Source organism: Sphingomonas glaciei, from assembly GCF_023380025.1.
GTDB lineage: Bacteria > Pseudomonadota > Alphaproteobacteria > Sphingomonadales > Sphingomonadaceae > Sphingomicrobium > Sphingomicrobium glaciei.
This window is the reverse complement of sequence record NZ_CP097253.1, coordinates 424,584-449,154: the sequence shown is the minus strand read 5'-3', so window position 1 is coordinate 449,154 and position 24,571 is coordinate 424,584. Positions and strand designations below refer to the sequence as shown.

The 24,571-nt window shown below is 67.5% G+C and carries 22 protein-coding genes; 11 read left to right on the top strand and 11 right to left on the bottom strand.

The window, feature by feature from the left end; translation table 11 throughout:
• Window positions 1-5 precede the first annotated feature (5 nt).
• Window positions 6-2,339 (top strand): DUF7933 domain-containing protein, encoded by a 2,334-nt coding sequence (locus tag M1K48_RS02015; RefSeq protein ID WP_249504223.1) that lies wholly within the window; start codon window positions 6-8, stop codon window positions 2,337-2,339.
• A gap of 31 nt (window positions 2,340-2,370) precedes the next feature.
• On the opposite strand, the gene M1K48_RS02010 is transcribed toward M1K48_RS02015, so the two are convergent.
• The 3 genes from M1K48_RS02010 to M1K48_RS02000 all read right to left on the bottom strand — a co-directional run bounded on the left by M1K48_RS02010 (window position 2,371) and on the right by M1K48_RS02000 (window position 4,631).
• A complete protein-coding gene (locus M1K48_RS02010) occupies window positions 2,371-2,835 on the bottom strand; it encodes a cyclic nucleotide-binding domain-containing protein (protein ID WP_249504222.1) in 465 nt (154 codons plus the stop codon).
• A gap of 112 nt (window positions 2,836-2,947) precedes the next feature.
• Window positions 2,948-4,021, bottom strand: a complete 1,074-nt coding sequence (locus M1K48_RS02005) for an extracellular catalytic domain type 1 short-chain-length polyhydroxyalkanoate depolymerase (protein ID WP_249504221.1) — start codon at window positions 4,019-4,021, stop codon at window positions 2,948-2,950.
• A 145-nt stretch (window positions 4,022-4,166) separates the two neighbouring features.
• Complete coding sequence (locus M1K48_RS02000; protein ID WP_249504220.1) at window positions 4,167-4,631, bottom strand: arginine repressor; 465 nt, start codon at window positions 4,629-4,631, stop codon at window positions 4,167-4,169.
• Window positions 4,632-4,688: 57 nt separating this feature from the next.
• Here M1K48_RS02000 and argC point away from each other — a divergent pair, with 57 nt between their 5' ends.
• The 5 genes from argC to M1K48_RS01975 are packed head-to-tail and all read left to right on the top strand — an operon-like array spanning window position 4,689 to window position 9,887.
• Entirely contained in the window at window positions 4,689-5,705 is a 1,017-nt protein-coding gene (argC, locus tag M1K48_RS01995; protein WP_249504219.1) for an N-acetyl-gamma-glutamyl-phosphate reductase, read from the top strand.
• Window positions 5,702-6,865 (top strand): bifunctional glutamate N-acetyltransferase/amino-acid acetyltransferase ArgJ, encoded by a 1,164-nt coding sequence (gene argJ / locus M1K48_RS01990; RefSeq protein ID WP_249504218.1) that lies wholly within the window; start codon window positions 5,702-5,704, stop codon window positions 6,863-6,865. Before argC ends, argJ begins: the two co-directional genes overlap by 4 nt.
• The gene (argB, locus tag M1K48_RS01985) at window positions 6,862-7,800 is read left to right on the top strand and encodes an acetylglutamate kinase (RefSeq protein WP_249504217.1); all 939 of its coding nucleotides are present in this window, start codon (window positions 6,862-6,864) and stop codon (window positions 7,798-7,800) included. The genes argJ and argB overlap by 4 nt, the downstream gene beginning before the upstream one ends.
• Window positions 7,797-8,657, top strand: a complete 861-nt coding sequence (locus M1K48_RS01980; protein ID WP_249504216.1) for an ornithine carbamoyltransferase — start codon at window positions 7,797-7,799, stop codon at window positions 8,655-8,657. Before argB ends, M1K48_RS01980 begins: the two co-directional genes overlap by 4 nt.
• Window positions 8,658-8,663: 6 nt before the next feature.
• Entirely contained in the window at window positions 8,664-9,887 is a 1,224-nt protein-coding gene (locus tag M1K48_RS01975; protein WP_249504215.1) for an argininosuccinate synthase, read from the top strand.
• A 2-nt stretch (window positions 9,888-9,889) separates the two neighbouring features.
• On the opposite strand, the gene argH is transcribed toward M1K48_RS01975, so the two are convergent.
• Window positions 9,890-11,257, bottom strand: coding sequence for an argininosuccinate lyase (argH, locus tag M1K48_RS01970; protein WP_249505145.1), 1,368 nt, complete (start codon window positions 11,255-11,257; stop codon window positions 9,890-9,892).
• A 60-nt stretch (window positions 11,258-11,317) separates the two neighbouring features.
• Window positions 11,318-15,184, bottom strand: coding sequence for a PAS domain S-box protein (locus tag M1K48_RS01965; protein WP_249504214.1), 3,867 nt, complete (start codon window positions 15,182-15,184; stop codon window positions 11,318-11,320).
• Window positions 15,185-15,324: 140 nt separating this feature from the next.
• Between M1K48_RS01965 and M1K48_RS01960 the strand changes: the two genes are divergently transcribed.
• On the top strand, window positions 15,325-16,278 hold the full coding sequence (locus tag M1K48_RS01960; protein WP_249504213.1) for an NAD(P)H-dependent flavin oxidoreductase: 954 nt from the start codon (window positions 15,325-15,327) through the stop codon (window positions 16,276-16,278).
• Between the two features lie 4 nt (window positions 16,279-16,282).
• Here the strand turns inward: M1K48_RS01960 and M1K48_RS01955 are convergent, their stop codons facing one another.
• The 4 genes from M1K48_RS01955 to M1K48_RS01940 all read right to left on the bottom strand — a co-directional run bounded on the left by M1K48_RS01955 (window position 16,283) and on the right by M1K48_RS01940 (window position 18,666).
• Window positions 16,283-16,711 (bottom strand): acyl-CoA thioesterase, encoded by a 429-nt coding sequence (locus M1K48_RS01955; RefSeq protein WP_249504212.1) that lies wholly within the window; start codon window positions 16,709-16,711, stop codon window positions 16,283-16,285.
• Window positions 16,708-17,853 carry an iron-containing alcohol dehydrogenase gene (locus M1K48_RS01950; protein WP_249504211.1) on the bottom strand — a complete coding sequence of 382 codons (1,146 nt, stop codon included), beginning with the start codon at window positions 17,851-17,853 and terminating at the stop codon, window positions 16,708-16,710. Before M1K48_RS01950 ends, M1K48_RS01955 begins: the two co-directional genes overlap by 4 nt.
• 18 nt (window positions 17,854-17,871) lie before the next feature.
• Window positions 17,872-18,366: a DUF1465 family protein gene (locus M1K48_RS01945; protein WP_249504210.1), complete on the bottom strand. Its 495-nt coding sequence runs from the start codon at window positions 18,364-18,366 to the stop codon at window positions 17,872-17,874.
• A 102-nt stretch (window positions 18,367-18,468) separates the two neighbouring features.
• Complete coding sequence (locus M1K48_RS01940) at window positions 18,469-18,666, bottom strand: DUF465 domain-containing protein (protein ID WP_249504209.1); 198 nt, start codon at window positions 18,664-18,666, stop codon at window positions 18,469-18,471.
• A 144-nt stretch (window positions 18,667-18,810) separates the two neighbouring features.
• On the opposite strand from M1K48_RS01940, the gene M1K48_RS01935 reads away from it, so the two are divergent.
• Window positions 18,811-18,975 carry a DUF465 domain-containing protein gene (locus tag M1K48_RS01935; RefSeq protein ID WP_249504208.1) on the top strand — a complete coding sequence of 55 codons (165 nt, stop codon included), beginning with the start codon at window positions 18,811-18,813 and terminating at the stop codon, window positions 18,973-18,975.
• A 92-nt stretch (window positions 18,976-19,067) separates the two neighbouring features.
• On the opposite strand, the gene dksA is transcribed toward M1K48_RS01935, so the two are convergent.
• The gene (gene dksA / locus M1K48_RS01930; protein WP_249504207.1) at window positions 19,068-19,529 is read right to left on the bottom strand and encodes an RNA polymerase-binding protein DksA; all 462 of its coding nucleotides are present in this window, start codon (window positions 19,527-19,529) and stop codon (window positions 19,068-19,070) included.
• Window positions 19,530-19,835: 306 nt separating this feature from the next.
• Here dksA and surE point away from each other — a divergent pair, with 306 nt between their 5' ends.
• From surE to M1K48_RS01915, 3 genes are read left to right on the top strand one after another with little or no spacing between them, the layout of a single operon-like run.
• Window positions 19,836-20,606 (top strand): 5'/3'-nucleotidase SurE, encoded by a 771-nt coding sequence (surE, locus tag M1K48_RS01925; RefSeq protein ID WP_249504206.1) that lies wholly within the window; start codon window positions 19,836-19,838, stop codon window positions 20,604-20,606.
• Window positions 20,603-20,941 carry a hypothetical protein gene (locus M1K48_RS01920; RefSeq protein ID WP_249504205.1) on the top strand — a complete coding sequence of 113 codons (339 nt, stop codon included), beginning with the start codon at window positions 20,603-20,605 and terminating at the stop codon, window positions 20,939-20,941. The genes surE and M1K48_RS01920 overlap by 4 nt, the downstream gene beginning before the upstream one ends.
• Window positions 20,938-22,596, top strand: coding sequence for an ATP-binding cassette domain-containing protein (locus tag M1K48_RS01915; RefSeq protein WP_249504204.1), 1,659 nt, complete (start codon window positions 20,938-20,940; stop codon window positions 22,594-22,596). The genes M1K48_RS01920 and M1K48_RS01915 overlap by 4 nt, the downstream gene beginning before the upstream one ends.
• Here M1K48_RS01915 and asnB read toward each other — a convergent pair.
• The gene (gene asnB / locus M1K48_RS01910) at window positions 22,593-24,563 is read right to left on the bottom strand and encodes an asparagine synthase (glutamine-hydrolyzing) (RefSeq protein ID WP_257794159.1); all 1,971 of its coding nucleotides are present in this window, start codon (window positions 24,561-24,563) and stop codon (window positions 22,593-22,595) included. The genes M1K48_RS01915 and asnB overlap by 4 nt on opposite strands.
• Window positions 24,564-24,571: the final 8 nt, after the last annotated feature.

Sequence of the window (24,571 nt, the reverse complement as noted above, 5' to 3'; positions counted from 1 at the left end):
CTCGATTGACCAGGCTCCTCCTCGCCCTGTGCGCCCTCGCCTTCGGGCAGGCCGCGGCCGCCAATTATTGCGCGGTCCCGTCGCGCGCCGGGATCGTCAGCGGCCTGTCGGGCATCGTGAACACTTATTATCCCGCCACCGCCTCGGCCGGAGTCGGCGCGACCAGCATCACGCTTGGCACAGCGCAGGGGGCGGCCAGCCCGATCGCCGCCGGCGACCTCCTGCTGGTGATCCAGATGCAGGACGCGACGATCGACACCACCAACTCCGCCGCCTACGGCACGGCGACCATCAATAACAGCGGCCGCTACGAATTCGTCCGCGCCGCAAACGGCGTGGCGCTGACCGGCGGCACGCTGACCCTGGTGGGTGGCGGCGGCGGCGGGCTGGCCAATGCCTATACCAATGCCGGCTTCAATACCGTCGGCCAGCGCCGCTTCCAGGTCATCCGCGTGCCGCAATATGCCGACCTCACGCTTGGCGGGACCGTCACCGGGGCCGATTGGAACGGGACCAGCGGCGGGGTCGTCGTGCTCGACATCGCGGGCACGCTGAATCTCAACGGCGGGACAATCAGCGCTGCCGCGCTCGGCTTTCGCGGCGGCGGTGGACGTCACCTCGCAGGCGGCACCGGCCTCAACACCGACTATCGCACGCTGGCCACCAACGCCGCCAACGCCGGCAAGGGCGAAGGCATCGCCGGCACGCCGCGCTACCTCAACGACAACAACGTCCTGCTCGACACCGGTGTCGAAGGCTATGCCAACGGCAGCTACGGCCGCGGTGCTCCTGCCACCGGCGGCGGCGGCGGTACCGACGGTGCGCCGCTCGCCAATGACCAGAATACCGGCGGCGGCGGCGGTGCGGGCTATGGCGCGGGCGGGCTGGGCGGACACGCCTGGTGTGGTACCGCGCCGACCGCCTGCCCGCAGACCGGAGGGATCGGCGGTCGCGCCGTCACCAGCCTTGGCGTCGACCGGCTGATCATGGGCGGCGGCGGCGGGGCCGGCACCAACAACAACGGTACCGGAACTCCGGCCTCCGGCCTCGCGTCGAGCGGAGTCGATGGCGGCGGCATCGTCATCGTCCGCGCCGACAAGCTGCGCGGATCGGGCACCATCAACGTCGGCGGCGCGAGCGCCAACAACAGCGTCCTCAACGATGGCAGCGGCGGCGGCGGCGCTGGCGGAAGCGCGCTGATCAGCGCCCTTGATGCCACCGGAGCCAGCGTGACCGTCAATGCCAGCGGCGGCAATGGCGGGACCAACACCGGGGGCGGCGCCGCTCATGGCCCCGGCGGCGGCGGCGGCGGCGGCTTTGTCGCCAGCAGCGTCACGGTCAGCGCGACCGTCACCGGCGGGACGGCCGGGACCACCGCCAATGGCGGCACCTTCGGGGCCTCCTATGGCGCGCAGGGCGGCAACGGCGGCGGCGGCGCGACCATCATCACTTCGGCCGTCCCAGGCATGTCGTCGGGGGCGGAGTGCACGCCGGTCATCAGCAAGGCCTTTTCGGTCTCGCCGATCGGGATCGGCCAGACTTCGCGACTGTCGGTCACCGTGCAGAACCGCAACCCGACGCTCGCCATGACCGCCGTCGCCTTCACCGACACCTATCCGACCAGCATCGCCAATGCCGCCGTTCCCAATCCGACCACGGCATGCGGCGGCAGCGTGGCGGCGGCGGCGAACGGCCCGTCGCTGGCTCTCAGCGGCGCGAGCGTGGCCGCTGCCTCGACCTGCACGGTGGCCGCCGACGTGACCGGCAAGAGCGCCGGCGATGCGGTCAACACCATCCCGGCAGGCGGACTGACCGTCGCTTATGCAACGCAAACCGTGGCGTCGCTCAGCTCCGCAACCGCGACGCTCAAGGTCCTGGCGCCCCTCACCGCAACCAAGGCGGGCGAGGTCTACTGGGACCCGATCAATCTCTTCACCAATCCCAAGAACATTCCCGGCGCGATCGTCACCTATACGATCACCGTCGCCAACCCGAGCGGCCAGCCGACCGACACCAACAGCGTCGTGCTGAGCGACGCCATTCCCGCCAATACCAGGATGATGGTCCGCGACTTCGGCGTGGCCGGAAGGGGCCCGATTGCCTTTGTCGATGGCGCCAGCCCGAGCGGCCTCACCTACAGCTACGTCGCTCTGCCGAGCACGACCGACGACCTTGAATTCACCACCGCGGCCGCGCCCGCGGCGTCGGACTGGGGCTATGTCCCGACGCCCAACGTCGACGGCATCGATCCGGCCGTCACCTTCTTCCGCGTCAGGCTGAAGAATCACCTGGTGACGAACGGCTCCTTCAGCATCCGCTTCCGGGCGCTCGTTCAATGATCGGCTGTGTTCGTGGTGCGGTCGGGAAGTTCTAGGTCGACGCGATCAGTTCAGCTGTTCGCAAGGCCTCGGCCGGGCCGCTAGAGCGCTTGATGCGCCGACGACAGGCCACAGGATGAAACCATTCGCCGTCCTGACCGCCGAGCCTGGTTGCAAGCTTGTCGCCGGACCCGAACTGGAAGACAAACTGCGTACGGTAAGCTGCGCCAGCGGCGATTTTGATCGACCGGGCAATACGGCTCCCTGCAATCATGGTGGTGATGTCGCCTACGAAATAGAAACGCAGGATCTGCCGGCCGCCGTCGTGGATCCGGACCGACCCATGCAGCCAGCCGGACGCCACGATGTATAGCGAATCGAGCGCCTCGCCCTCGTGAACGACGACCTCGCCGGCCTCATAATGGCGGTCGCGGCGTTCGAGCCATTGCAGAGCATCGCGCTCGGCAAAGGTCAGTGGAAGATATTGGGCGAGTATGGTTTCGAGAGCCGAAGGCATGCCGCAAGTATGACGAAGCAGGCGGGTCGCGCAAACATCAATCCGGATGACCTTCCGGTAACTTGATCCCCGATACCCGACTATTTCGAGCGCAAGTTGCCCGACCTTTGGATCACCGCATCAGGCCGGCGTTTCTCAAGGCTTTCTCGATCACGTCCTGAACCTTGCTGGCAGGCTTTGCGCGCAGTGGAGACGCCGGTGACGGCAACTTTCGCCCGTGCGGCCGCGCGCTCGCCGGCCTTGCGTCCGCGACCGGCGCGGAGGCTGCCTTGATGCGGCGCTCCCCGCCGTCCAGCTTCCAGAAGGCCACGATCCGGCGCGTCGATGAAATGCCCGCATCGAGCATGTACCGGCCGGCGGTCTCGCCCTGGTTGGCAGCGACGGGGTGGACCGGGGTACCGTGACCCATGTCGGCAATCACATATTCCTCGATCACTTCCTGTCCTTCAGCATTGCTCCACACACGGCGGAGATGGCCGGCGACCTGCTGCGAGGCCGTTGGCGCTGCTGCCAGGCCCTGCAGGCCCCGCCACTGGTCGACCAGCGCGGTGGCATTGCCGGAATCGACCGTCCGGTCGGCGCCGCCGTGCCAAACCGACAGGATCGGCCACGGCCCGGAATGATCGGACGCCGACCGCACCAGCGCGGCCAGCTGCTCCGACCCGAAAGCCGACTTTGTCCGCATCCGCTCGAAGGCTTCGGGCACGGTCGATGCGGTGCCGAACGGCAGGCCGGCGATCACCGCGCCGCCCGCGAAGACTTCGGGGTAAGCCGCCAGCAGCGCCGCGGTCATTGCGCCGCCCGCCGACAGGCCGGTTACGAACACCCTCGCCGGGTCAAGCTGGTAGCGTGCGCATAGCGCCTCGATCATCTGGACGATCGAGAGCACCTCGCCCCCTCCCCGACCGGTATCGGGGGTCGAGAACCAGTTGAAGCACAGGTTGGGATTGTTCGCCCGCTGCTGCTCCGGGAAGAGCAATGCAAAGCCATTCTCGTCCGCAGCGCTCGTCCAGCCGGCACCGCGATTGTAACCGCCGGCCGTTTGGGTGCAGCCATGGAGCACCACCACCAGCGGCGCTCCGGCATCGAGCCCCGCCGGGACATAGGAATGGGCCAGCAGGTCACCAGGGTTCGAGCCGAACTCCGTGAACGCCGTCAGCCGCTCGTCCGCCTGGTCATGTGCCATGGCCGGCAGGCGGTTCCGAAGCGCGGTCAGGCGCGTAATTGTGTCGTGAAGACCGGGGATAATCATTCTCCTGTGCCGAACCTGGCATCCCATATAACACTTCAGGAGACATTTTGCTGCAGTGCAGCATAAAAGAGTACGGCGCTTAGCTTCCGAGCCAGCTCTGCCATTCGGCCGCCAGCGCCGCCGCCTCGGCCGGTGAGCGGCAGGCGATGAACAGGGTATCGTCGCCGCTAATGGTTCCCACCACCGCGGAGGGTGGGGCCGAATCGAGGGCGACGCCGACCAGGTGGGCCGAGCCCGGCGGGGTCTTGAGCACCACCAGGTTGGCGGCCGGCTCGGCCGCGCGGACCCATTCGGCGAACAGAGTCCGGAGCCGTCTTTGGTCGGAACGGGCGGTGTCGATCTGATCGGGCAGCGCGTAGCGGGTTTCCCCACCGCGGCGGATCTTGATCGCACCGAGTTGGTCGAGATCGCGGCTGACGGTGGCCTGGGTGACCTCATGGCCGGCCTCGCGCAGGGCGAGGACGAGCTCGTCCTGCCGGGTCAGGCTATGTCGTCGGAGCAAGGCGGTCAGTGCCGCCAGGCGTTTGTTTCGAGCACCCGTCATGCAATTCTTATGCATGAACTTGCATAGTCATGCAAACGCGACCATAGCCCCTTTCCCATGATTCGATCCGCCATCCTCGGCGCTTCCGGCTATGTCGGCGGCGAACTGCTCCGGCTTCTTTCCCGTCATCCGGGAATTAGGGCGACGCGCCTGTTCGGGGACAGCAAGGCCGGGCAGAGGCTGGGCTCGGTACACCCGCACATCGGCGGAGTGACGGCGGCATTGGAAGTCGCGCGCTTCAAGCCCGAAGCGCTGGACGGCATCGACCTGGTATTTGCCGCCCTCCCCCACGGCGAAAGCCAGCGCTGGGCCGAGACGATTCTAGCCAGCGGGGCCCGGCTGGTCGACCTCGGGGCCGATTTCCGCCTGCATGATCCGCAGGTTTATGCAACCTGGTATGGCGAAGCGCATCAGGCGCCGCAGCTGCTCGATCAATTCGTCTACGGCATTCCCGAATTGCACCGCGAGGCGATCCGCTCGGCTCGGGCGGTGGCGGCGGCCGGCTGCTATCCGACCGCAACCATTCTCGCACTGAAGCCCCTGGTCGATGCCGGGCTGGTCGATCCGGTCAGTCTAATCGTCGACGCCGCAAGCGGGGTCAGCGGCGCTGGCCGGGCAGTCAAGGAAGGCACCGCTTTCAACACCGTCGACGGAAGCTTCGCCGCATATGGCCTGCTCAACCACCGCCATACCGCCGAAATGGAGCAGGCGCTGGGCGGAACCGTGCTGTTTACCCCGCACTTGGCGCCGATGACCCGCGGCATCCTCGCCACCTGTTATGCGACGGCGACGCGAGCGATGGCGGCGGACGAGCCCCTGCAAGCGCTTCGCGCCGCCTACGCCGCTGAGCCCTTTGTGCGGGTCAGTGACGATCCCCCCGCGACCAAGTGGGTGTCGGGAAGTAACGGCGCCGTCGTCACCGCCCGTTATGACCCGCGCACCGGACGCGTGCTGGCGCTGGGGGCGATAGACAATCTCGGCAAGGGCGCGGCCGGGCAGATGATTCAATGCGCCAACCTGATGCTGGGCCTCGATGAGACCGCCGGGCTGACGGCCGAAGGAGTGTTTCCATGAGCGTTACCGTTCCCAAGGGCTTCGTCGCTGCCGGGCTTCACGCCGGCATCAAGAAGTCGCGGCCCGACATGGCGCTGCTCGCGACCGAGGACCGGCAGCCCGTCACCTGCGCCGCGGTCTTTACCCAGAACAAGTTCTGCGCCCCGCCGGTCAGCCTCGACCGCGATCTGTTGCAGGCCAATGGCGGCCGTGCGGCGGCGGTGGTCGTCAACAGCGGCAATGCCAATGCGGGCACGGGAGCCGCCGGGCTCGATGACGCGCGGGCGATGGGCGTGGCGACAGCACGAGCGCTGGGGATAGACGCGGCGGGGGTGCTGGTCTGCTCGACCGGGATCATCGGTACGCCGCTGCCGATGGACGTGATCCTGCCGGCCATTCCGAAGCTCGGCGCCGCACTGTCTGTCGAGGGCGGCGACGAGGCGGCCAAGGGCATCCTTACCACCGACCATGTCGCCAAGGAATTCGTGGTGCAGGGCGATGGTTGGACGATCGGCGGCATGGCCAAGGGCTGCGGCATGATCGCGCCGAACATGGCGACCATGCTGGCGTTCCTCACAACCGACGCCGACGTTCCCCACGAGACGCTGCAAGCGATGTTGAAGACGGCCAGCGACGCGACCTTCAACACGCTCAACGTCGATGGCGCTACCTCCACCAATGATACCGCGATGCTGTTCGCCAGCGGCCGGTGCGGCGCCCCGTCCGACCTCGACGGCTTCGGCCGCGCAGTCGAAGAAGCCTGCCGTCAGCTGACGCTGAAGATGGCGCATGACGCCGAGGGCATGACCCGCCTCGCCCACCTCCATGTCACCGGCGCCGCCAGCGACGCCGAGGCGCGGACCGCGGCCAAAAACATCGCCGAGAATAATCTCGTCAAATGCAGCTGGTACGGCGCGGACCCTTATTGGGGCCGGCTGCTGGCGGCGGCAGGCTCGGCCGGGGTCGCGCTCGACGTCGACAAGAGCTTCGTCAGCTATGGCGGGATCAAGGTCGCGCAGGGCGGCACCAATTGCGCGCATGATGCGCAGGCGTTGACCGAGCATATGCTGGGCCAGGAGTTCCGGATCGAGGTCAACCTCGGCGCCGGCAGCGGCCAGGCGCGGGTGATCGGGGTCGACCTCGGCCCCGGCTACATCAAAGAGAATAGCGTGACCTCATGAGCGAAGTCCTGTCCCTCGACGTGCCGGCGACGGCGAGCAGCCATGGCGACGGGCTGGCGAATGGCCTGGTCACTCCGACTGGCACCGCCGAGATCCTCGTCGAAGCGCTGCCCTACATCCAGCAGTTCGCCGGCAAGTCGGTGGTGGTGAAGCTGGGCGGCGCGGCGATCGATCCCGAAAGCGACCGCGCGCTGGCGCAGGACGTCCTGCTGCTCCGCTCGGTCGGGGTGCGCTGCGTGCTGGTGCACGGCGGCGGGCCGCAGGTCGATGCGATGCTGCGCCGGGTCGGCAAGGAACCAGAATTCCGCAGCGGCCTTCGGGTCACCGACGCCGAGACGCTGGAAATCGTCCGCATGGTGCTCGTCGGGAAGATCAACCGCGACCTCGTCGCCACGATCAACGGCGAGGCGGGCGCCGAACCGGTCGCCCTGGGCGTGTCGGGCGAGGATGCCGGCCTGCTGCGCGTCACCCAGCGCGACGCGTCGCTCGGCTTCGTCGGTGATGTCACCGAGGTCCGCGCCGAGCATCTGCTGCGTCTGCTCGACAGCGGGATGGTCCCGGTGGTCTCGACCATCGGCGCCGACGAGACCGGCCAGCCGTTCAACGTCAATGCCGACGAAGCGGCCAAGGCGATCGCCATCGCGATGGGCGCGGAGAAGATCGTTTATCTGACCGCCGCGCCCGGGCTGCTGGAAGATGCCAAGGACGAGACCAGCCTGGTCCCGCGCCTGACCGCCGCCGAACTGCGCGAGCGAATCGCCCACGACAGCGTCGGCGGAGGCATGATCCCCAAGCTTACCGCTTGCCTCGACGCGGTCGAGGGCGGCGTGCCCTACGCCCACATCATCGACGGGCGGGTGCCGCACGCCCTGCTGATCGAGTTGCTGACCCGGCACGGGATCGGAACCATGATCCAGAAGGAAAAGAGCTGGTGAGCGACCTCCTGACCCTCGCCGGCCTGTCCCGCGCCGACATCGAGGACATGCTGGCGCTGGCCGAAGCGCCCCCTGCCCCGCTGCTCGCCGGCAAGGGCGCCGCGCTTTATTTCGAGAAGCCCAGCGCGCGGACCCGCAATTCGATGGAGCTGGCGGTCCATCAGCTTGGCGGCCACCCGATCTACCTGACCGCGGGCGAGCTCGGCATCGGCACCCGGGAAAGCGTCGAGGACGTCGCCCGGACGCTGGCCTGCTATCACGGCGTGATCTGCGCCCGCGTCTTCGATCACGGCCTCCTGCAGGCGCTGGCGGCCGCGAGCCCAGTGCCGGTGGTCAACATGCTGTCCGGCACCGAGCACCCGTTGCAGGGCCTCGCCGACCTCCTCACCATCCGCCAGCTGTGCGGCCGGATCGAGGGCTTGAAGGTCGCCTATGTCGGTGACGGCGACAACAATGTCGCGCGCAGCCTGGCGCAGGGCTGCGCCGCGCTTGGCGCCGAACTGACCATCATCGCGCCGGAGGGCTATCAGCTTTCCGACGCGCCCGACGGCATCATCCAGACCGCCGACCAGTCGGCCGTGGCTGGCGCCAACATCGTCTACAGCGACGTCTTCGTCTCGATGGGCCAGGACAGCGAAACAGAACGGCGGATGGCCGACCTTGCCGCCTACCAGGTCGACGAAGCACTGATGGCCTCGGCCCCGGACGCCTGGTTCCTCCACTGCCTGCCGGCGCGGCGCGGCGAGGAAGTGACCGCGGGGGTCATCGACGGGCCGAGGAGCGCGATCTGGCGCCAGGCCGAAAACCGGATGCACACGGCGCGCGGCGCGCTGATGTGGCTTTTGCAGCAGGACTGAACAACCATGGCTAAGCTCAAGGTCGTACTCGCTTATTCGGGCGGGCTCGACACCTCGATCATCCTCAAGTGGCTGCAGACCGAGTATGACGCGGAGGTGGTGACCTTCACCGCCGACCTTGGCCAGGGCGAGGAGGTCGAGCCGGCACGGCGCAAGGCCGAGTTGCTCGGGGTGAAGCCTGAGAACATCTTCATCGAGGATGTGCAGGAAGTGTTCGTGCGCGACTTCGTCTTCCCGATGTTCCGCGCCAACACCGTCTACGAGGGCCAGTACCTGCTCGGTACTTCGATCGCGCGGCCGCTGATCGCCAAGCGCCAGATCGAGATCGCGCGTCAGGTCGGCGCCGACGCCGTCTGTCACGGCGCGACCGGAAAGGGCAACGACCAGGTCCGATTCGAGCTCGGTTATTATGCGCTGGAGCCCGACATCCGGGTCATCGCCCCGTGGCGCGAATGGGAGTTCGCCAGCCGCGAGCAGCTGATCGACTTCGCCGAGAAGAACCAGATCCCGATCGCCAAGGACAAACGCGGCGAAAGCCCTTTCTCGATCGACGCCAACCTGCTTCACTCGTCGAGCGAGGGAAAGGTGCTCGAGGATCCGAGCGTCGAGGCACCCGAATATGTCCACCAGCGCACCATCTCCCCCGAGGATGCGCCCGACACCCCGACCGAAATCACTATCGATTTCGAGCGTGGCGATCCGGTCGCGATCGACGGCGTGGCGCTGTCACCGGCGGCGCTGCTGACCAAACTCAACGAGCTCGGGCGCGACAATGGCATCGGGCGCCTCGACCTCGTCGAGAATCGCTTCGTCGGCATGAAGAGCCGCGGAGTGTACGAAACGCCGGGCGGGACCATCCTGCTCGCCGCGCATCGCGGTATCGAGAGCATCACGCTCGACGGCGGGGCGATGCACCTCAAGGACTCGATCATGCCGCGCTACGCCAGCCTGATCTACAACGGCTTCTGGTTCGCCCCCGAGCGCGAGATGCTGCAGGCGCTGATCGACAAGAGCCAGGAGATGGTCAGCGGCCAGGTACGGATGAAGCTCTACAAGGGCAACGCCACGGTGATTGGCCGCGACAGCGCCTACTCGCTCTACGACGAGGACCTGGTGACCTTCGAGGAAGGTTCGGGCTCCTACGACCAGCGCGACGCGGCGGGGTTCATCCGGCTGAATGCGCTGCGGCTGCGGATTGCGGCGCAGCGGGCCAAGAAAGTCGCTCGCTGAATCTAGGCGAGCCGCTCCTTCCACCGCGCGACCTGGTCGCGTACGCAGGCCGGCGCGGTGCCGCCATAGCTGGTGCGGCTGGCGACCGAGGCTTCGACGCTGAGCACGTCGTAGACGGTGGCGTCGATGCGCGGGTCGATCTGCTGCAGCGCGTCCAGCGGCAGGTCGGCAAGGTCGCACCCCGCATCCTCCGCCGCCTTTACCGCGCGGCCGGTGATGTGATGCGCTTCCCGGAAAGGCACGCCGGCCTCACGGACCAGCCAGTCGGCGAGGTCGGTGGCGGTGGCGAAGCCCTGCGCCGCGACTTCGCGCATCCGGGCGGGCTTGAAGGTGGCGCTTTCGACCGAGCCGGCCAGCGCGGTGAGGCTCAGCGCCAGCAGGTCGTGCGCCTCGAAGGTCGGCGCCTTGTCGTCCTGCATGTCCTTCGAATAGGCCAGCGGGAGGCCCTTCATGGTGATCATAAGCCCGGTGAACAGGCCGACGATACGCCCCGAATGGCCGCGCACCAGCTCCGCCGCGTCGGGATTGCGTTTCTGCGGCATGATCGAGCTTCCGGTCGACCATTGGTCGCTGAGCTGGACGAAGCCGAATGGCGGGCTGGCCCAGTTGATTAGCTCTTCGGCCAGGCGCGACAGGTGCAGGCTGCACTGGGCGGCGGCGGCCATGTAATCGAGCGCGAAGTCGCGGTCCGAGACGCTGTCGAGGCTATTGGCGGTCGGTTGATCGAACCCGAGTGCAGCGGCTGTTGCCTCGCGATCAATCGGAAAGCCGGTGCCGGCCAGCGCCGCAGCGCCAAGCGGGCACTCCCCCGCCCGCTCGTCGGCGGCGTAGAAGCGTGACACGTCACGTTGCAGCATCTCGACATAAGCGAAGAGATGATGGCCGAGCGTCACCGGCTGCGCGACCTGAAGGTGGGTGAAGCCGGGCATGAGGGTGTCGGCATGTTCGTCGGCGCGGGCGACCAGCACCGATTGCAGCCTGACGATTGCCTCGGCTGCTTCGCGGCAAGCCCCGCGCACCCACAAGCGGAAGGCGGTCGCCACCTGATCATTGCGCGAGCGGGCAGTGTGAAGGCGCCCAGCCGCCGAGCCGATCAGCTCGGCAAGGCGGCTCTCCACCGCCATGTGGATGTCCTCCAGGGCCACGTCGCTCGGCGGTCCGTCCCGCTCAAATTCGCTGGCAATGGTCTCGAGCCCCGACAGGATCGCCGCGGCATCCTCGGCTCCGATGATGCCCTGGTCGCGCAGCATGGCGGCATGGGCGCGCGATCCGGCGAGATCCTCGCGCCACATCCGCCGGTCGACCGGCAGCGAGGCGTTGATCGCCTGCATGACCTCGGACGGGCCGGCCGCGAACCGCCCACCCCACATCTTGTTGCTGCTGCTCATGGGGGCCGGGGTATAAGCGCCGCGGCGCAGGAGACAATCGGCTCAGGAAGTGGCCTTCTCCAGCGCCGCCGACAGCTCCGACTGGCGGAACGGCTTGCTGAGATGGGGAAAGGCCGGCGACAGGCTGTCGAGATCGGCATAGCCCGATATCACCAGCACCGGCAGCCCATCGAATTGTTCGCGCAGGCGGACCGCGAGGTCGGTCCCGCTCAGCCCGGGCATCAATTGGTCGGTAACCAGCAGGTTGGGCCGTAACCCCTCGCCTACCAGCGCCAGCGCCGCCTCCCCGCTGTCGGCTTCGACCACGCGATAGCCGAGGTCGGCAAGCATGCCGGCGGTGGAGGCGCGGACCAATTCCTCGTCATCGACCAGCAGCACCGTGCCAGCACCCTGCGCCTCGGCCTCAGTGGCGACGCCGAGGCCGTGCAAGGCTTCCTCCTCCGCCAGCGGCAGCCATAGTTCGATGCTGGTGCCGAGACCCGGCGCCGAGCGGATGTCGAGCGCGCCGCCAAGTTGTGCGGCGAGGCCGTGAACCATCGAGAGGCCCAGCCCCGTGCCCTTGCCGATCCCCTTGGTCGAAAAGAAGGGTTCGATCGCGCGGCGACGCGTGTCCTCGTCCATGCCAAGGCCGGTGTCGCTGACCGACAGCACGACATGGGGGCGCCTGGGCAGCCCGAGCCGCCGGCCCGCGCCTTCCGCCTCCTCACGCGCGGCAATGCTGAGCGTGCCGCCTTCCGGCATCGCATCGCGGGCGTTCACGCTGAGGTTCAGAAGCGCCATTTCCAGTTGGTTGCCGTCGGCCAGCGCGGCGGGCAACTCGGGCGGCAATTGGGTGACGACCCGGATCCGCGGACCTGAGGTCGATTCGACCAGTTCGCTCATCTCGGAGACGACCCGGCGAAGGTCGATCGCCTGCGGCTTGAGCGGCTGGCGACGGGCAAAGGCGAGCAGGCGCTGGACCAGCACCCTCGCCTTTTCGGCCGAGGCGAGCGCCCCGTCGATCAGCCTTCCGGTGCGCTCGTCGAGGATTTGCTTACGCTGAAGCAGGTCCAGGCTGCCGATGATCGGGGTGAGGAGGTTGTTGAAGTCGTGCGCGACGCCGCCGGTCAGCTGCCCCATCGCCTCCAGCTTCTGGCTCTGGCGAAGCGCCTCCTGCGCGGCCTCACGCTCGGCGATCACCGTCTCGACCTCACGCTCCAGGCCCTCGGTCAGGCGCTTTTCGCGGTCGATGTCGATCGATGCGACGACGCCGCCGGTGATCGGCCCGTCCGGATCGTCGCGGATCGGGGCGGCGACATAGCGTAGCCAGCGCAGGTTTCCATCGCCGCGGCGAACCTGGCATTCGAGTTCGGGCCGCTCCTCCCCGGCAAGTGCGCGAGAGAGCGGATATTCGTTGCTTTCGACCTGACGCCCATCACCGTGATAAGCGACGTAATCGTCGCGGTACGAGCCGACGTCCGTGCTTTCGACCAGCGAATGGCCAAGGAACTCGGCGATCTGATGATTGCTTCCGGTCAGCTTGCCGGCCGCATCCGAGAACATGAGCCCGACCGGCACCGCTTCAAGGATCGCGCGCAGACGTGCCTCGCTTGCCTGGAGCGCACGATCGGCCCCGATCCGGTCGTCGATATCGGTGCAGGTTCCCATCCAGCGCACAATCTCGCCCGCTTCGTTGCGGATCGGCAGGGCTCGTCCCAGCACCCAGCGGTAGGCGCCCGTATGGTGGCGCAGGCGATATTCGATCTCGTAGGGCGTGCCGGTGGCGAGCGACTGGTTCCAGCGCTGCCAGGCCAGGGGCTGGTCCTCGGGGTGGAACATCCCGTTCCACCCCTCGCCGTCGGTCGACCCGAGCGGGGTGCCGGTGAATTCGTACCAGCGGTCGTTGTAGAAATCGTGATAGCCGTCGGGCAAGGTCGACCACACCATCTGCGGGATGGCGTTCAGTCGCAGCCGAAGTTCCTGTTCGCTCTGACGGAGGGCTTTCTCCTGTTCGACCCGCTCGGTGACATCGCTGAACAGTATGGCGACATTGTTCTCGGACCTGTCGCCGATCGGAAAGGCATAGACTTCGAACCAGCGACCGAGCGCTTCGGAATGTTCGACGAAGCGCTCGTGCTGGCCGGTTCGGGCGATGTTGCCATAGCGTTCGAACCAGCTTTGCTCGAGGCCCGGGACAGCCTCGCGAACCGAGCGGTTGAGGACGTCAGGGGTAAGACCGGTGTGGCGGCTGAAGGCTGGATTGAGTTCGGTGAAACGATAGTCGATCGGGTTCTGCGCGTCGTCGAAGGTGACCTGGATAGTGCAGAAGCCCTGCTCCATCGATTCGAACAGCGCCCGGTAGCGCTCCTCCTTCGATCGCAGCGCCGCCTCGACCGCCTTGCGAGCTCCGATATCTTCGACGATCGGGATGAAGAACAGCAACTGCCCCTTCTCGTCATACTCGGCACCCACCGTCAGATTGATCCAGGTGTCGCTCCCGTCCGGCGCAAGATAGCGCTTCTCGACCGAATAGCCGCCGATCTCGCCACGACGCATGGCGTCGGCCTTCGAACGGTCGGCTTCAAGATCGTCAGGATGGGTGATCTGCTGCCAACTTGACCCGAGGAAATCCTCGCGGCTGCGCCGGACGATCTGGCAATAGCGATCATTAACCTCGAGGAAGACGCCGTCAGGAGAAACGCGCGCCACCCCGACCCCGGCCTGCTCGAACACTGCGCGATAGCGGGCCTCGGCCTCCTGCACCTCCTGCTCGACCAGCTTGCGATCGTGGATGTCGATGCAGGTCCCGACCCAGCGCCGCTCGGGCCCTTCATCGTGCAGGTCAACGCGAAGAGCGCTAACGGCCTGCCAGCGATAGTCGCCGTCGTGGCGGCGGATGCGATATTCGGTGTCGAAGCGGCTGTCGTTACGGACGGCCTCGTTCCACGAGTCCCATACGCGACCGAGGTCGTCGGGATGAAGCGCGGCGGTCCAGCCGGTGCCGAGCAGCTTGTCCTTCGGCAGGCCGGTATATTTGGCGAAGGTGTCGTTGACGTAGCTGTTGCCGCCCTCCGCGGCGGTGATGAACAGGATTCCGGGAAGCGCGTCGGCGAGGGTCCTGAACTGCGCTTCGGAGCGTGCCAGAGCGAGTTCGGCGTCCTTCGCCGCCGTGATTTCCTCCGCCGAGATAGCGGCACCGGTGATCTCGCCGCTGGCGGCACGGATCGGAAACCAATTCTCGCGCCAGGTCCGCACAACGCCGGGCTGGGCCGGGGTCTCGCCGCTGATCTCGAGGCCGCTCAATTCCTCGCCTGCGAACACCCGGCGAAGCGCATCCTCGGCCTGGTCGGCAAGGTCGGGAAGGACCTCGCGGACGCTTCGGCCAAGGTGCTCGGCGACCGGCTTGCCGTTGGTCTCCGCCAGCCGCTCGTTGATCCGGACGAAGCGCATGTCGCGGTCGAGGATCGTCAGCCCTATCGGCGCGGTGGCATAGATCGCCTCCAGCTCCTCGGCGGCCGCGCGGGCCTCCTCCTCGGTCGCGCGCTGGTCGGTGACATCGGTACTGGTACCGAACCAATAGCTGATCCGGCCATCCGGCTCGCGATGCGGCTCGGCACGGGCGAGGAAGTCGCGAAAGCGGCCATCGTGGCCCCGCAGCGGATAATGGCATTCGAAGCTGGTGCCGCTCTCCACCGCCTGCCGCCACGCCGCAAGGACCCGGGGCAGCGCATCGGGGTGGATCGAAGCGCCCCATCCGCTGCCCAGCAAGGATTTTAGCGGTACACCGAGGAAATCGACGGAGCGCTTGTTGAACCAGACCGCCTGGCCTTCGCCATCCGTGATCCAGGTCAGCTGCGGAAGCTGATCGGCAAGGTCTCGCCACAGGGCCGGCGGCAACCGCTCAGTCCCAGGAGTCGTCGGGGCATCCATCCTGCAGCGGTCTTTCACGGCCTGCCGGCATCATAGCCGAGCGCCCGAACGATTGGCAAACGTCGCAAAGGGTAGGCTTGCACCAGCCTGCGGGCGGACCTAGCGCTTGGCGGAGCATTTCTGCACTGCCGGGGGAATTCATGTCACTGCCGCCCGTTTTCGCGCCGCTTCGCCTGCCCGTGATCGGCGCGCCGCTGTTCATCGTTTCCACGCCCGCACTGGTCATCGCGCAGTGCAAGGCGGGGGTGGTGGGCAGCTTCCCGGCGCTCAACGCCCGCCCGCAAAGCCAACTCGACGAATGGCTGCATGAGATTGGCGAGGCGCTGGCCGATCACGATCGTGCCAACCCCGACGCACCGGCCGCGCCGTTCGCGGTGAACCAGATCGTTCACCGTTCAAATACCCGCTTCGAAGAGGATATGGCGACCTGCGCCAAATGGAAGGTGCCCATCGTCATCACCTCGCTCGGCGCGCGCGAGGAACTCAACAAGGCGGTTCACGGCTGGGGCGGAATCACCCTCCACGACGTGATCGACGACCGCTTCGCCCGCAAGGCGATCGAAAAGGGTGCCGACGGGCTGATTGCGGTGGCGGCGGGGGCCGGCGGGCATGCCGGGCGCTGGTCCCCGTTCGCCTTGGTTCAGGAGATCAGGAGCTGGTTCGACGGCCCGCTGGCGCTGTCGGGCTCGATCGCCAACGGCGGGGCGATCCTCGCCGCGCAGGCGATGGGCGCCGACGTCGCCTACATCGGCTCGCCCTTCATCGCGACCGACGAAGCGCGCGCCAGCGACGGCTACAAGCAGGGCATCGTCGAAGGCTCGGCAAAGGACATCATCTATTCGAGCCTGTTTACCGGGGTCCACGGCAACTATCTGCGCGCCTCGATCGAGCAGGCTGGCCTCGATCCCGACAACCTGCCCGAAAGCTCTCCTGAGGCGATGAGCTTCGGCGGGGCGGCGGGGGCGAAAGCCTGGAAGGACATCTGGGGATCGGGCCAGGGCATCGGCGCGGTCGACCGGGTGCAGCCGGCGGGCGATTTGGTCGCGCGGTGGACCGAGGAATATCGCGCGGCCAAGGCGCGGGTCTGCGGCTAGGCGCTCAGACCCGTTCCAGTACCTTGCGCCACTGGTCGGGCCACGGCACCGGGCGGCGTTCGGCCCGGCTGACCGCGACGTGGATGAACGATCCTGCCGCCGCCGTTTCCTCAGCACCCTTTGAAAACACCCCCAACCGGTAGCGGACGCTGGAGCGACCCAGTTCGGTCACCGCCAGCCCCACCTCCACCTTGCCCGGAAAGCTGAGCGGCGCGAAATAGTCGCACGAGGTGCCGACCACCAGGCAGATCGGGTCGCCGGCAGCGATGTCGAGCAGGCCCTCGCCAACCAGGAGGGCGTTCACCGCGCTGTCGAACCACTGGTAGTAGACCGTGTTGTTGACGTGCCCGTAGGCGTCATTGTCGGCCCAGCGCAGGGTGACGTCGTGCCACCGCCGGAAGGCATCGCGGCCTGGCGGGACCGGGCGACTCACCAGGCGACCTCGTACAGGCGCCGGGCGTCCTCCTCGGTGATCTCGATCGGGTTGTTCACCAGCAGGCGGGTCTGCTTCATCGCCTCGCGCGCCAGCATTGGCGCTTCGTCGCGCGCGATCCCGTGGTCGCGCAGCCGCGGCTTGAGCCCGGTGGCGAGGACCATCTCTTCCAAGCGCTCGACCAGCCGGGCCGCGGCGGCCTGCGACCCAAGCGAAGCTGCCGACGGATCGAGGATCGCGGCCAGCTCGGCATAGGGCTCACGCGCGGCTTCGGCATTGAATGACAGCACCGGGCGCAGCATCAGCGCATTACTGAGGCCGTGCGCGAGATGATGGATCCCACCCAGCGGATAGGCCAGCGCATGGACACCCGCGACCGGCGCATTGGCGAAGGCCAGCCCGGCAAGGTGCGCCCCGACCAGCATCGCTTCGCGCGACGCAATATTGCTCGGCTCCTCGCAGACCGTCAGCAGGTTGGCCGACAGCAGCCGCAGCGCTTCGCGCGCCTGCATGTCGGACACCGGGTTCTTAGACTTGGCCGAGGTGTAGGCCTCGATCGCGTGGACCATTGCGTCCACCCCCGTCGCCGCGGTCAGCGCGCGCGGCTTGCCCAGCGTCAGCGCGGCATCGAGCACGGCGACGTCGGGGATCAGCGGCGCGGCATTGACCCCGCGCTTCTCGGCGCCCTCGACGGTGATGATGGCGACCGGCGTCGCCTCCGAGCCGGTCCCGGCGGTCGTCGGCACCAGTGCCAGCGGCAGGCGCTGCCCGCGGGCGAGGCCAACACCCCAGATCGTGTCGAGATCGTCGCCCGAGCCGAGCAGGTAGGCGGCCAGCTTGGCGACATCCATCGGGCTTCCGCCGCCAAAGCCAATCACCGACGTGGCGCCGGCGGATCGCCCGGCCTCGACCGCGGCCAGCAACGTCGCCTTGCTGGGATCGGCCTCGACCGCGTCGAACAGGATGACTTCGCGGCTCCGTTGCAGCTGTTCGACCAGCGGGTCGAGCAGGCCCATCACTCGCACCGCGCCATCTGTTACCAGCAGCACCGGTCCGTCGGGGAGCAGTTCGGCAATTTCGGGCGCGCGGCCGTGCCCGATCAGAAGTCGCGGGCCGGGGTGGAGGATTTGCGCTGGAGTCACCCGCCGAGCCCTAGCGGCTCAGCGGTTGCTGTTCCAGATGAGGTCGCGTTCGAGCCGACCCATCAATGCCCGCGCCGGGCTTGGCACCGGCTGGTCGTTGAGCTGTTCCTCGTCGAGCCGGCGAACCCGCTCATAAAGGTCGATGCTGGTTGAGATCAGAGTCCGGGCGGCTGGCGGCAACTGCTCGACGACCGAGGGGTCGCTGGCACCAGCGTGACCCAGGCGACGTTCCGGGCGCCGGCCCGAGGCAACGCTAAGCTCCCCGGTCTCGACCGCGCGCTGGGTCAGAAGCCAGGCGATGATGTGCATCAGCCGGGTCGTGACCTTGAGCGACTCGCAGGCGAAGCCGACCCGAACGAAGGGCTCGAGCAAGTCGCGGTCGGCGCGGCTGCCGATATCGAAATAGGTTCGCGCCTCGTCCGCCAGCAGCATCGCCTCCGTATAGAGGGTTTCCACCAGGCGCGGCGTGATCCGGCTTCCCCCAGCCGGTTCGAGGTTCGAAACATCCTTCATGATCTGTCTACCATAATGCTTTCGCCTCAATGGGGAACAGCGGCGCGGCCAGCTTGGCTCCCTCTCGTCCCGTTCCGAGACGGCGAAGGTCGGGCAGCCGAGTCAGGCGATGATGTCCGGAACGGCGGCATCGTGAAGCATCTGCAGCTCGTCCTTGAGACGCAGCTTGCGCTTCTTGAGCCGGGCCAACGTCATCAGATCCTCGTCGCCGCTCGCCACCCGCGCCGCGATTTCAGCGTCGAGTTGGCGGTGTTCGGCGCGAAGTGCCTCCACGCGATTGGTAGGCTGATCGTCGTTCATGGACGGCTAGACGCGGAATTGGGGATGCGGTTCACGGCGGATTGCGGGCTCGGCGCGGCCAGTGGCGCAAATTGGACGGGACAAACGGGTCGTTTCATGGTTTTCTCACCTGGCTGTCACACCAATGAAAGGGAATGACGCACGATGGAAAAGGCTCACGTCGAGGCACTCGAAAATAAGCATGCCGCTGTCCAGTCGCAGATAGACGCAGAAGAGCGGCGGCCCAACCCTGACGACATCCTTCTCCACAAGCTCAAGAAAGAAAAACTCCGCCTCAAGGACGAGATGCTCGGCCTGACGGTGCATTGATCGGCTGCTTCGTCCCGGCGCAAGCTGGGCCTCGGTCGTGAGGCATCGCCCGCTCGCCTGAGGCCCCGGCATGGCGCCGGGGCGACGCGGCATCAGTCGTCGCGGCTGACCTTCTCGATTCGTTCATGACGTTCCTGGGATTCCAGCGTCATGGTCGCGATCGGGCGGGCTTCCAGCCGGCCGAGGCCGATCGGTTCGCCGGTCACTTCGCAATAGCCATATTCGCCCGCGTACAGGCGGCGAATGGCGGCGTCGATCTTGGCGATCAGCTTGCGCTGGCGGTCACGGGTGCGAAGCTCGATCCCCCAGTCGGTCTCGCTCGACGCGCGATCGGCGATGTCGGGTTCACGAAGTGTGTCGACTTGAAGCTGGGCCATGGTTGCCCGGCTTTCCTCGACGATAGCTTCCTTCCAGGCCCGGAGCTTTCCAAGGAAGTAGGCCCGCTGCATCGGCCCCATGAATTCTTCCTGGTCGCCAGGGCGATAGCCCTCCGGAAGGATGATACGGTCGAACGGTTCTGGTGTGTCGTAGACGTCGCTAAGCGCGGTAGCCATCTCATCCTCCCCAAATGGGTCGGAAAGCCGGCGGCATGTCCAACATGGCGCGCCGGTACCAACCCAAAGCACACCCGCCGCTTGGCCCTGCCCCAAACGCAGTACAACAAGCGGCGATCACTAGACTTTTCTGGAACTTAAGTTCCGCAAAAGTCGATCTCATTCCCCTGCGGCGCCTGTACTTAACGGCGCAGGGCTGAACAAGCGGTGAAACTCCTTTCCCGCACCATGTTGCCAAAATAACGCAACCTTCTTCTTCAGGCAGTAGGTTGCAGGGCGGCAAGGGCTTCGCGCATAGCCTTGGCCATGCGCATCCTCCTCACCAACGACGACGGCGTGAACGCCTCGGGCCTGAAATTGCTGGAGGAGGTGGCGAGCGCCTTCACGGACGACCTGTGGATCGTCGCCCCGGCCGAGGAGCAATCGGGCACCGGCCATTCGCTGACCCTGACCCGTCCGGTCCGCCTGCGCCGACTCGGCGAGCGCCATTACGCTGTCGCGGGCACGCCCACCGATGCGGTGCTGATGGCCCTGTTCCACCTGATGCCCGACCAGCGGCCCGACCTGATCATCTCGGGAATCAACCGCGGAGCGAACCTCGCCGAGGACGTTACCTATAGCGGCACCGTATCGGCCGCGATGGAGGGTGCGCTGGCGGGCGTGCGCTCCATCGCGCTCAGCCAGGTCTATGCCCGCGAAGGGATGGGCGACACCGTGCCGTTCGCCGCCGCCGCCCACTGGGCCCCGCGCGTGCTCGAACAATTGCTGCAAGTTCCGCATGACCCGGGCACACTGGTCAACGTCAACTTCCCCGCCCTCGCGCCTGAAGAGGTGAAGGGGGTAAAGGTCGTCCGGCAGGGCATCCGCGATTACGGCCGGACCCGGATCATCCAGCGCATCGATCCGCGCGGCTACCCCTATTACTGGTTCGGGCTCGGCCCGTCGATCGAGACCCCGGGCCACCAGACCGATCTCGAGGCGATCGGCGACGGCTACGTCTCGGTCACCCCGCTTCACCTCGACCTCACGCATGACAAGTCGCTGCAGGCACTTGCCGACCGCTTCACCAATCGATGAGCTTCGACCCGGCGGTGTGGTTCCACGTCAAGGAGCTGGTGCGACACGCCACCGGCTGGCCGATGGACACGTTGCACGTGATGGGCGGGGTAATCCTGCAGATGGTCCTTGCCGCGCTGCTCCGTACCTCGCTCGCCAGCAAGTGGCCGTGGCTGATCGTGCTGGGAATGGAACTGACCAACGAAGCCTATGACCTGTGGTTCGAACGCTGGCCTTCGCTCGGCTTGCAAGTCGGGGAAGGCCTGCGCGACTTAGTCGGGACGATGCTGCTCCCCACCCTTTTGCTGTGGGCGGCAAGGTGTCGGCCGCGGCTGATGAGCGGCCGGGGCAGATGACCCCGCTCACCTCGCTGCGGCTGGTCCTCGCCGCTCTGCCGGCCGACGGCCAGCGGCGGCTGTGGCTGCTGGCGCTGGCGACGATTGCCGGCGGCCTGTTCGAATTCGCACTGCTGGCGGCGCTCGTCGCCCTGATCAGGGACTGGCTGGACGGCGCCGGCAGCGGCACCGACGGGCTCGCCGCGCTGCTGTTCGTCGCCGCAGCACTGGCCGCCGGCGCGATCCGCTATGCCCTGCTGACCCTGACCCAGCGGCTGGCCTTCGATACCGGCCACCGGCTGATTGTCGCCGTCCAGCGGCGGGTGCTGGGGCGTGACTGGCCGACCCACGTCGCGGCCCGGACCAGCGGGCCCCTCGCCGCGATCGAATATAGCGAGCAGTGGCTCTACTCGGTGCTGCTGCCGCTGCTCCAGGCCGCCGGAGCCGCGGTGCTGGCGCTTGGCATCCTCGCCGGACTGCTGTGGTTCGACGCCCCCGCGGCATTGGCTGCGGCGGGCTTGCTCACCCTGTTGTTCCTGGCGTCGAACCTGCTGGTCCGGGGCAGCCTGAAGCAGGCCGGAGACGAGCTTGGCGACGGGTTCGAGAATCGCATCGCGGCGGTGCAGGAGAATGTCGGTGCAATGCGCGAGCTAATCCTGTCCGGTGCGCGCGGCCAGGCGGCAGAGCGATTCCGGCGGATCGACCGCCGAATGGCCGAAGCACGGACCCGCCTGCTGATCGCGACGGGACTGCCCCGCATCCTGGTCGAAAGCGTCGGCCTCGTGGCACTTGCTCTGGTCGCGTGGTGGCTAGCTGGTCGCGAGGGCGGGATCGCCGCGGCGCTGCCGACGCTTGCCGCGCTCGGCCTCGGCGCCCAGCGCCTGCTTCCGCTGCTGCAGGTGGTCAATCTGAGCGTCAACGCACTGACGGCGACCGGGGCAATCCAGAAGCGTATGGCCGCCCTGCTGGCCGAGCCCGACCTCGATCTCTCGCCCCCGCCCCCTACCCTGCCGTTCGCTACCGGGATCGGGCTGGAGGAGGTCAGCTTCACCTATCCCGGCCGCGACCAGCCGGCGCTGGCGGGGATTGACCTCCACATTCGCCGCGGCGAGCGAGTCGCGCTGGTCGGCCCCAATGGCAGCGGCAAGAGCACGCTGGCCGACCTCGTCATGGGCCTGCTCCAGCCTTCGCACGGGCGGCTGCTGATCGACAGCACCCCGCTTTCGCGAGAGCTGATACCGGCATGGCAGCGCAACGTCGCGCATGTCCCGCAGGCGCCGTTCGTCGCCGACACCACCTTGCTAGCGAACATCGCATTCATGGATCCTGAGCCCGACAGGCGCCGGGTGGACGAAGCAGTGCGGCTGACGGGCCTCGAGGACCTCGTCGCTGCCTTGCCGGACGGTCTTGCGACCCGGGTCGGTGATCGAGGCCAGTTACTGTCGGGCGGTCAGCGGCAGCGATTGGCGCTGGCCCGCGCGCTCTACCAGCCGGCGCCGCTGCTAATACTCGACGAGGCGACCAGTGCGCTCGATCCGGGTAGCGAAGCGCATGTCCTGCGCGCGCTCGACCGCCTGCAGGAGCGCGGCACCACCATCCTCCTCATCGCCCACCGCGAAACCATGCTCGCCGGCTGCGACCGGATCGTCCGCCTCGAGTCGGGTCGTCTCGCCTAGGCGGCGCGTGACAGCGAGCCGGCGTCCTGCGCTTCTAGCCAGGCTTCGAACATCAGCACCGACCACAAGGCGACCGTGCTGTCGCGGTGCCCGGCCTGGTGCGCCTGGTAGCGGCGGCGGATCGCCGCGACGTCGAACAGCCCACCGCGGCGCAAGCGCTCCTCGGACAGCAGGTCGTCGGCCCAGCCTTTGAGCGGCCCGCGCAGCCATTCGCCGACCGGGATTCCGAAGCCGGCCTTGGGCCGATCTGTCAGCTCGCGCGGGACGTAACGGTCGAGCATCTTGCGGATGACCAGCTTGCCGCGGCCGTCGGCGATCTTCATTCCGATCGGGATCCGCGCCGCCACCGCCGCCAGCCGGTGGTCGAGGAATGGCACCCGCGTCTCCAGGCTGACGGCCATCGACGCCCGGTCGACCTTGCACAGGATATCGTCGGGCAGATAGCCGAGCGCGTCGCCCAGCATCATCCGTTCCGCCGGGCTGGCACCGTGGAGCGCGAAGCCGATGTCGGGCACCGGCGCCGCGCCGAGCACCGGGCTGCGCTCGAAGGCCCATTCGTCGATGAAGGCGCGGTAGACGTCGTCGGGCGAGCGGGCGCTGGTCGCCACCCGAAGGCCCTTGGCGATGCGCGCCGCGCCGCTGCCGCGCGGGCCGCTTCGCACCAGCAATTCGAACCAGCGCTGCGGCAGGTTGCCGAGCGGCCGACCCAGAGCGCGAACTCGGGCCGGGATCGGCGCCAGCCGCTTCCACATGGCCGGGCCGATGACGTGGCGGTTGTAGCCCCCGAACAGCTCATCGCCGCCATCCCCGGTCAGCGCCACCGTCACATCCTGCTTGGCAAAGCGACTGACCAGGAAGGTCGGGATCTGCGAACTGTCGGCGAACGGTTCGTCATACATGGCCGGGAGTAGCGGCAGCACTTCCATCGCCTCGCGGGGCGAGACGTACAGTTCGTGATGCTCGGTTCCGAGGTGGGCGGCGACCGCGCGGGCGTGCGGCGCCTCGTCGAAGCCCTTTTCGGTGAAGCCGATCGAATAGGTCCGGACCGGGCCGCTCGAGACCTGCTGGTACAGGGCCACCACGGCGGAACTGTCGAACCCGCCCGACAGGAAAGCGCCGACCGGAACATCGGCCACCGCCTGGTCGGAGATCGCCCGGCGCAGCGCAGCTTCCGCGGCATCGAGGGCCTCCGCCTCGCTGGCGATCGGGTCGGCAAGCCCGGCCGCGACAACCGCCGGATAGTCGTAATAACGGGTCAGCCGAAGCCCCTGCCCCGCTTCGCCGACACGGGGTGCAGACCGACGTGGCGCGGCGCCCGGGGTCACTTCGAGAATGCAGCCCGGAAGCAGCTTGAAGATTCCGCGATAGATGGAAAGCGGCGCGGGAATGTACGACCGCGCGCACAGCCCCGCCACCGCCTCGCGGTCGATCTCGCCGGCAAAGCCCGGCAGCACGCGAAGCGACTTCAGCTCCGACCCGAACGCAAGATCCTTGCCGATCCACCCGTAATATAACGGCTTCTCGCCGAACCGGTCGCGTACAAGGCTGAGCGTGCGGCTGCTCTTGTCCCACAGCGCCAGCGCGAACATGCCGCTCGCCCGTTCGAGCGTCGCGGCGAGGCCCCAATGAGCGATGGCCTCGGCCAACGTCTCGGTGTCGCTATGGCCGCGCCACCCCCCGGGCGGCGCCGCGCCGGCCGCTTCCAGCTCGGCGCGCAGTTCGCGATGATTGTAGACCTCGCCGTTGTAGCTCAGCACCAGCCGCCCGTCGGAGGAGGCCATCGGCTGGGCGCCGTGCGGGCTGAGGTCGACGATCGACAGGCGGCGATGGGCGAGGCCGATACCCGCCTCGCGGTCGGACCACAGTCCCCCGGCATCCGGGCCGCGGTGCCGGACCGGTCCCGCCATGGCTTCCAGAAGCCATTCGTCGCCTGCTGAGGGGCCAAGTATTCCCGCGATACCGCACATGGACCGAG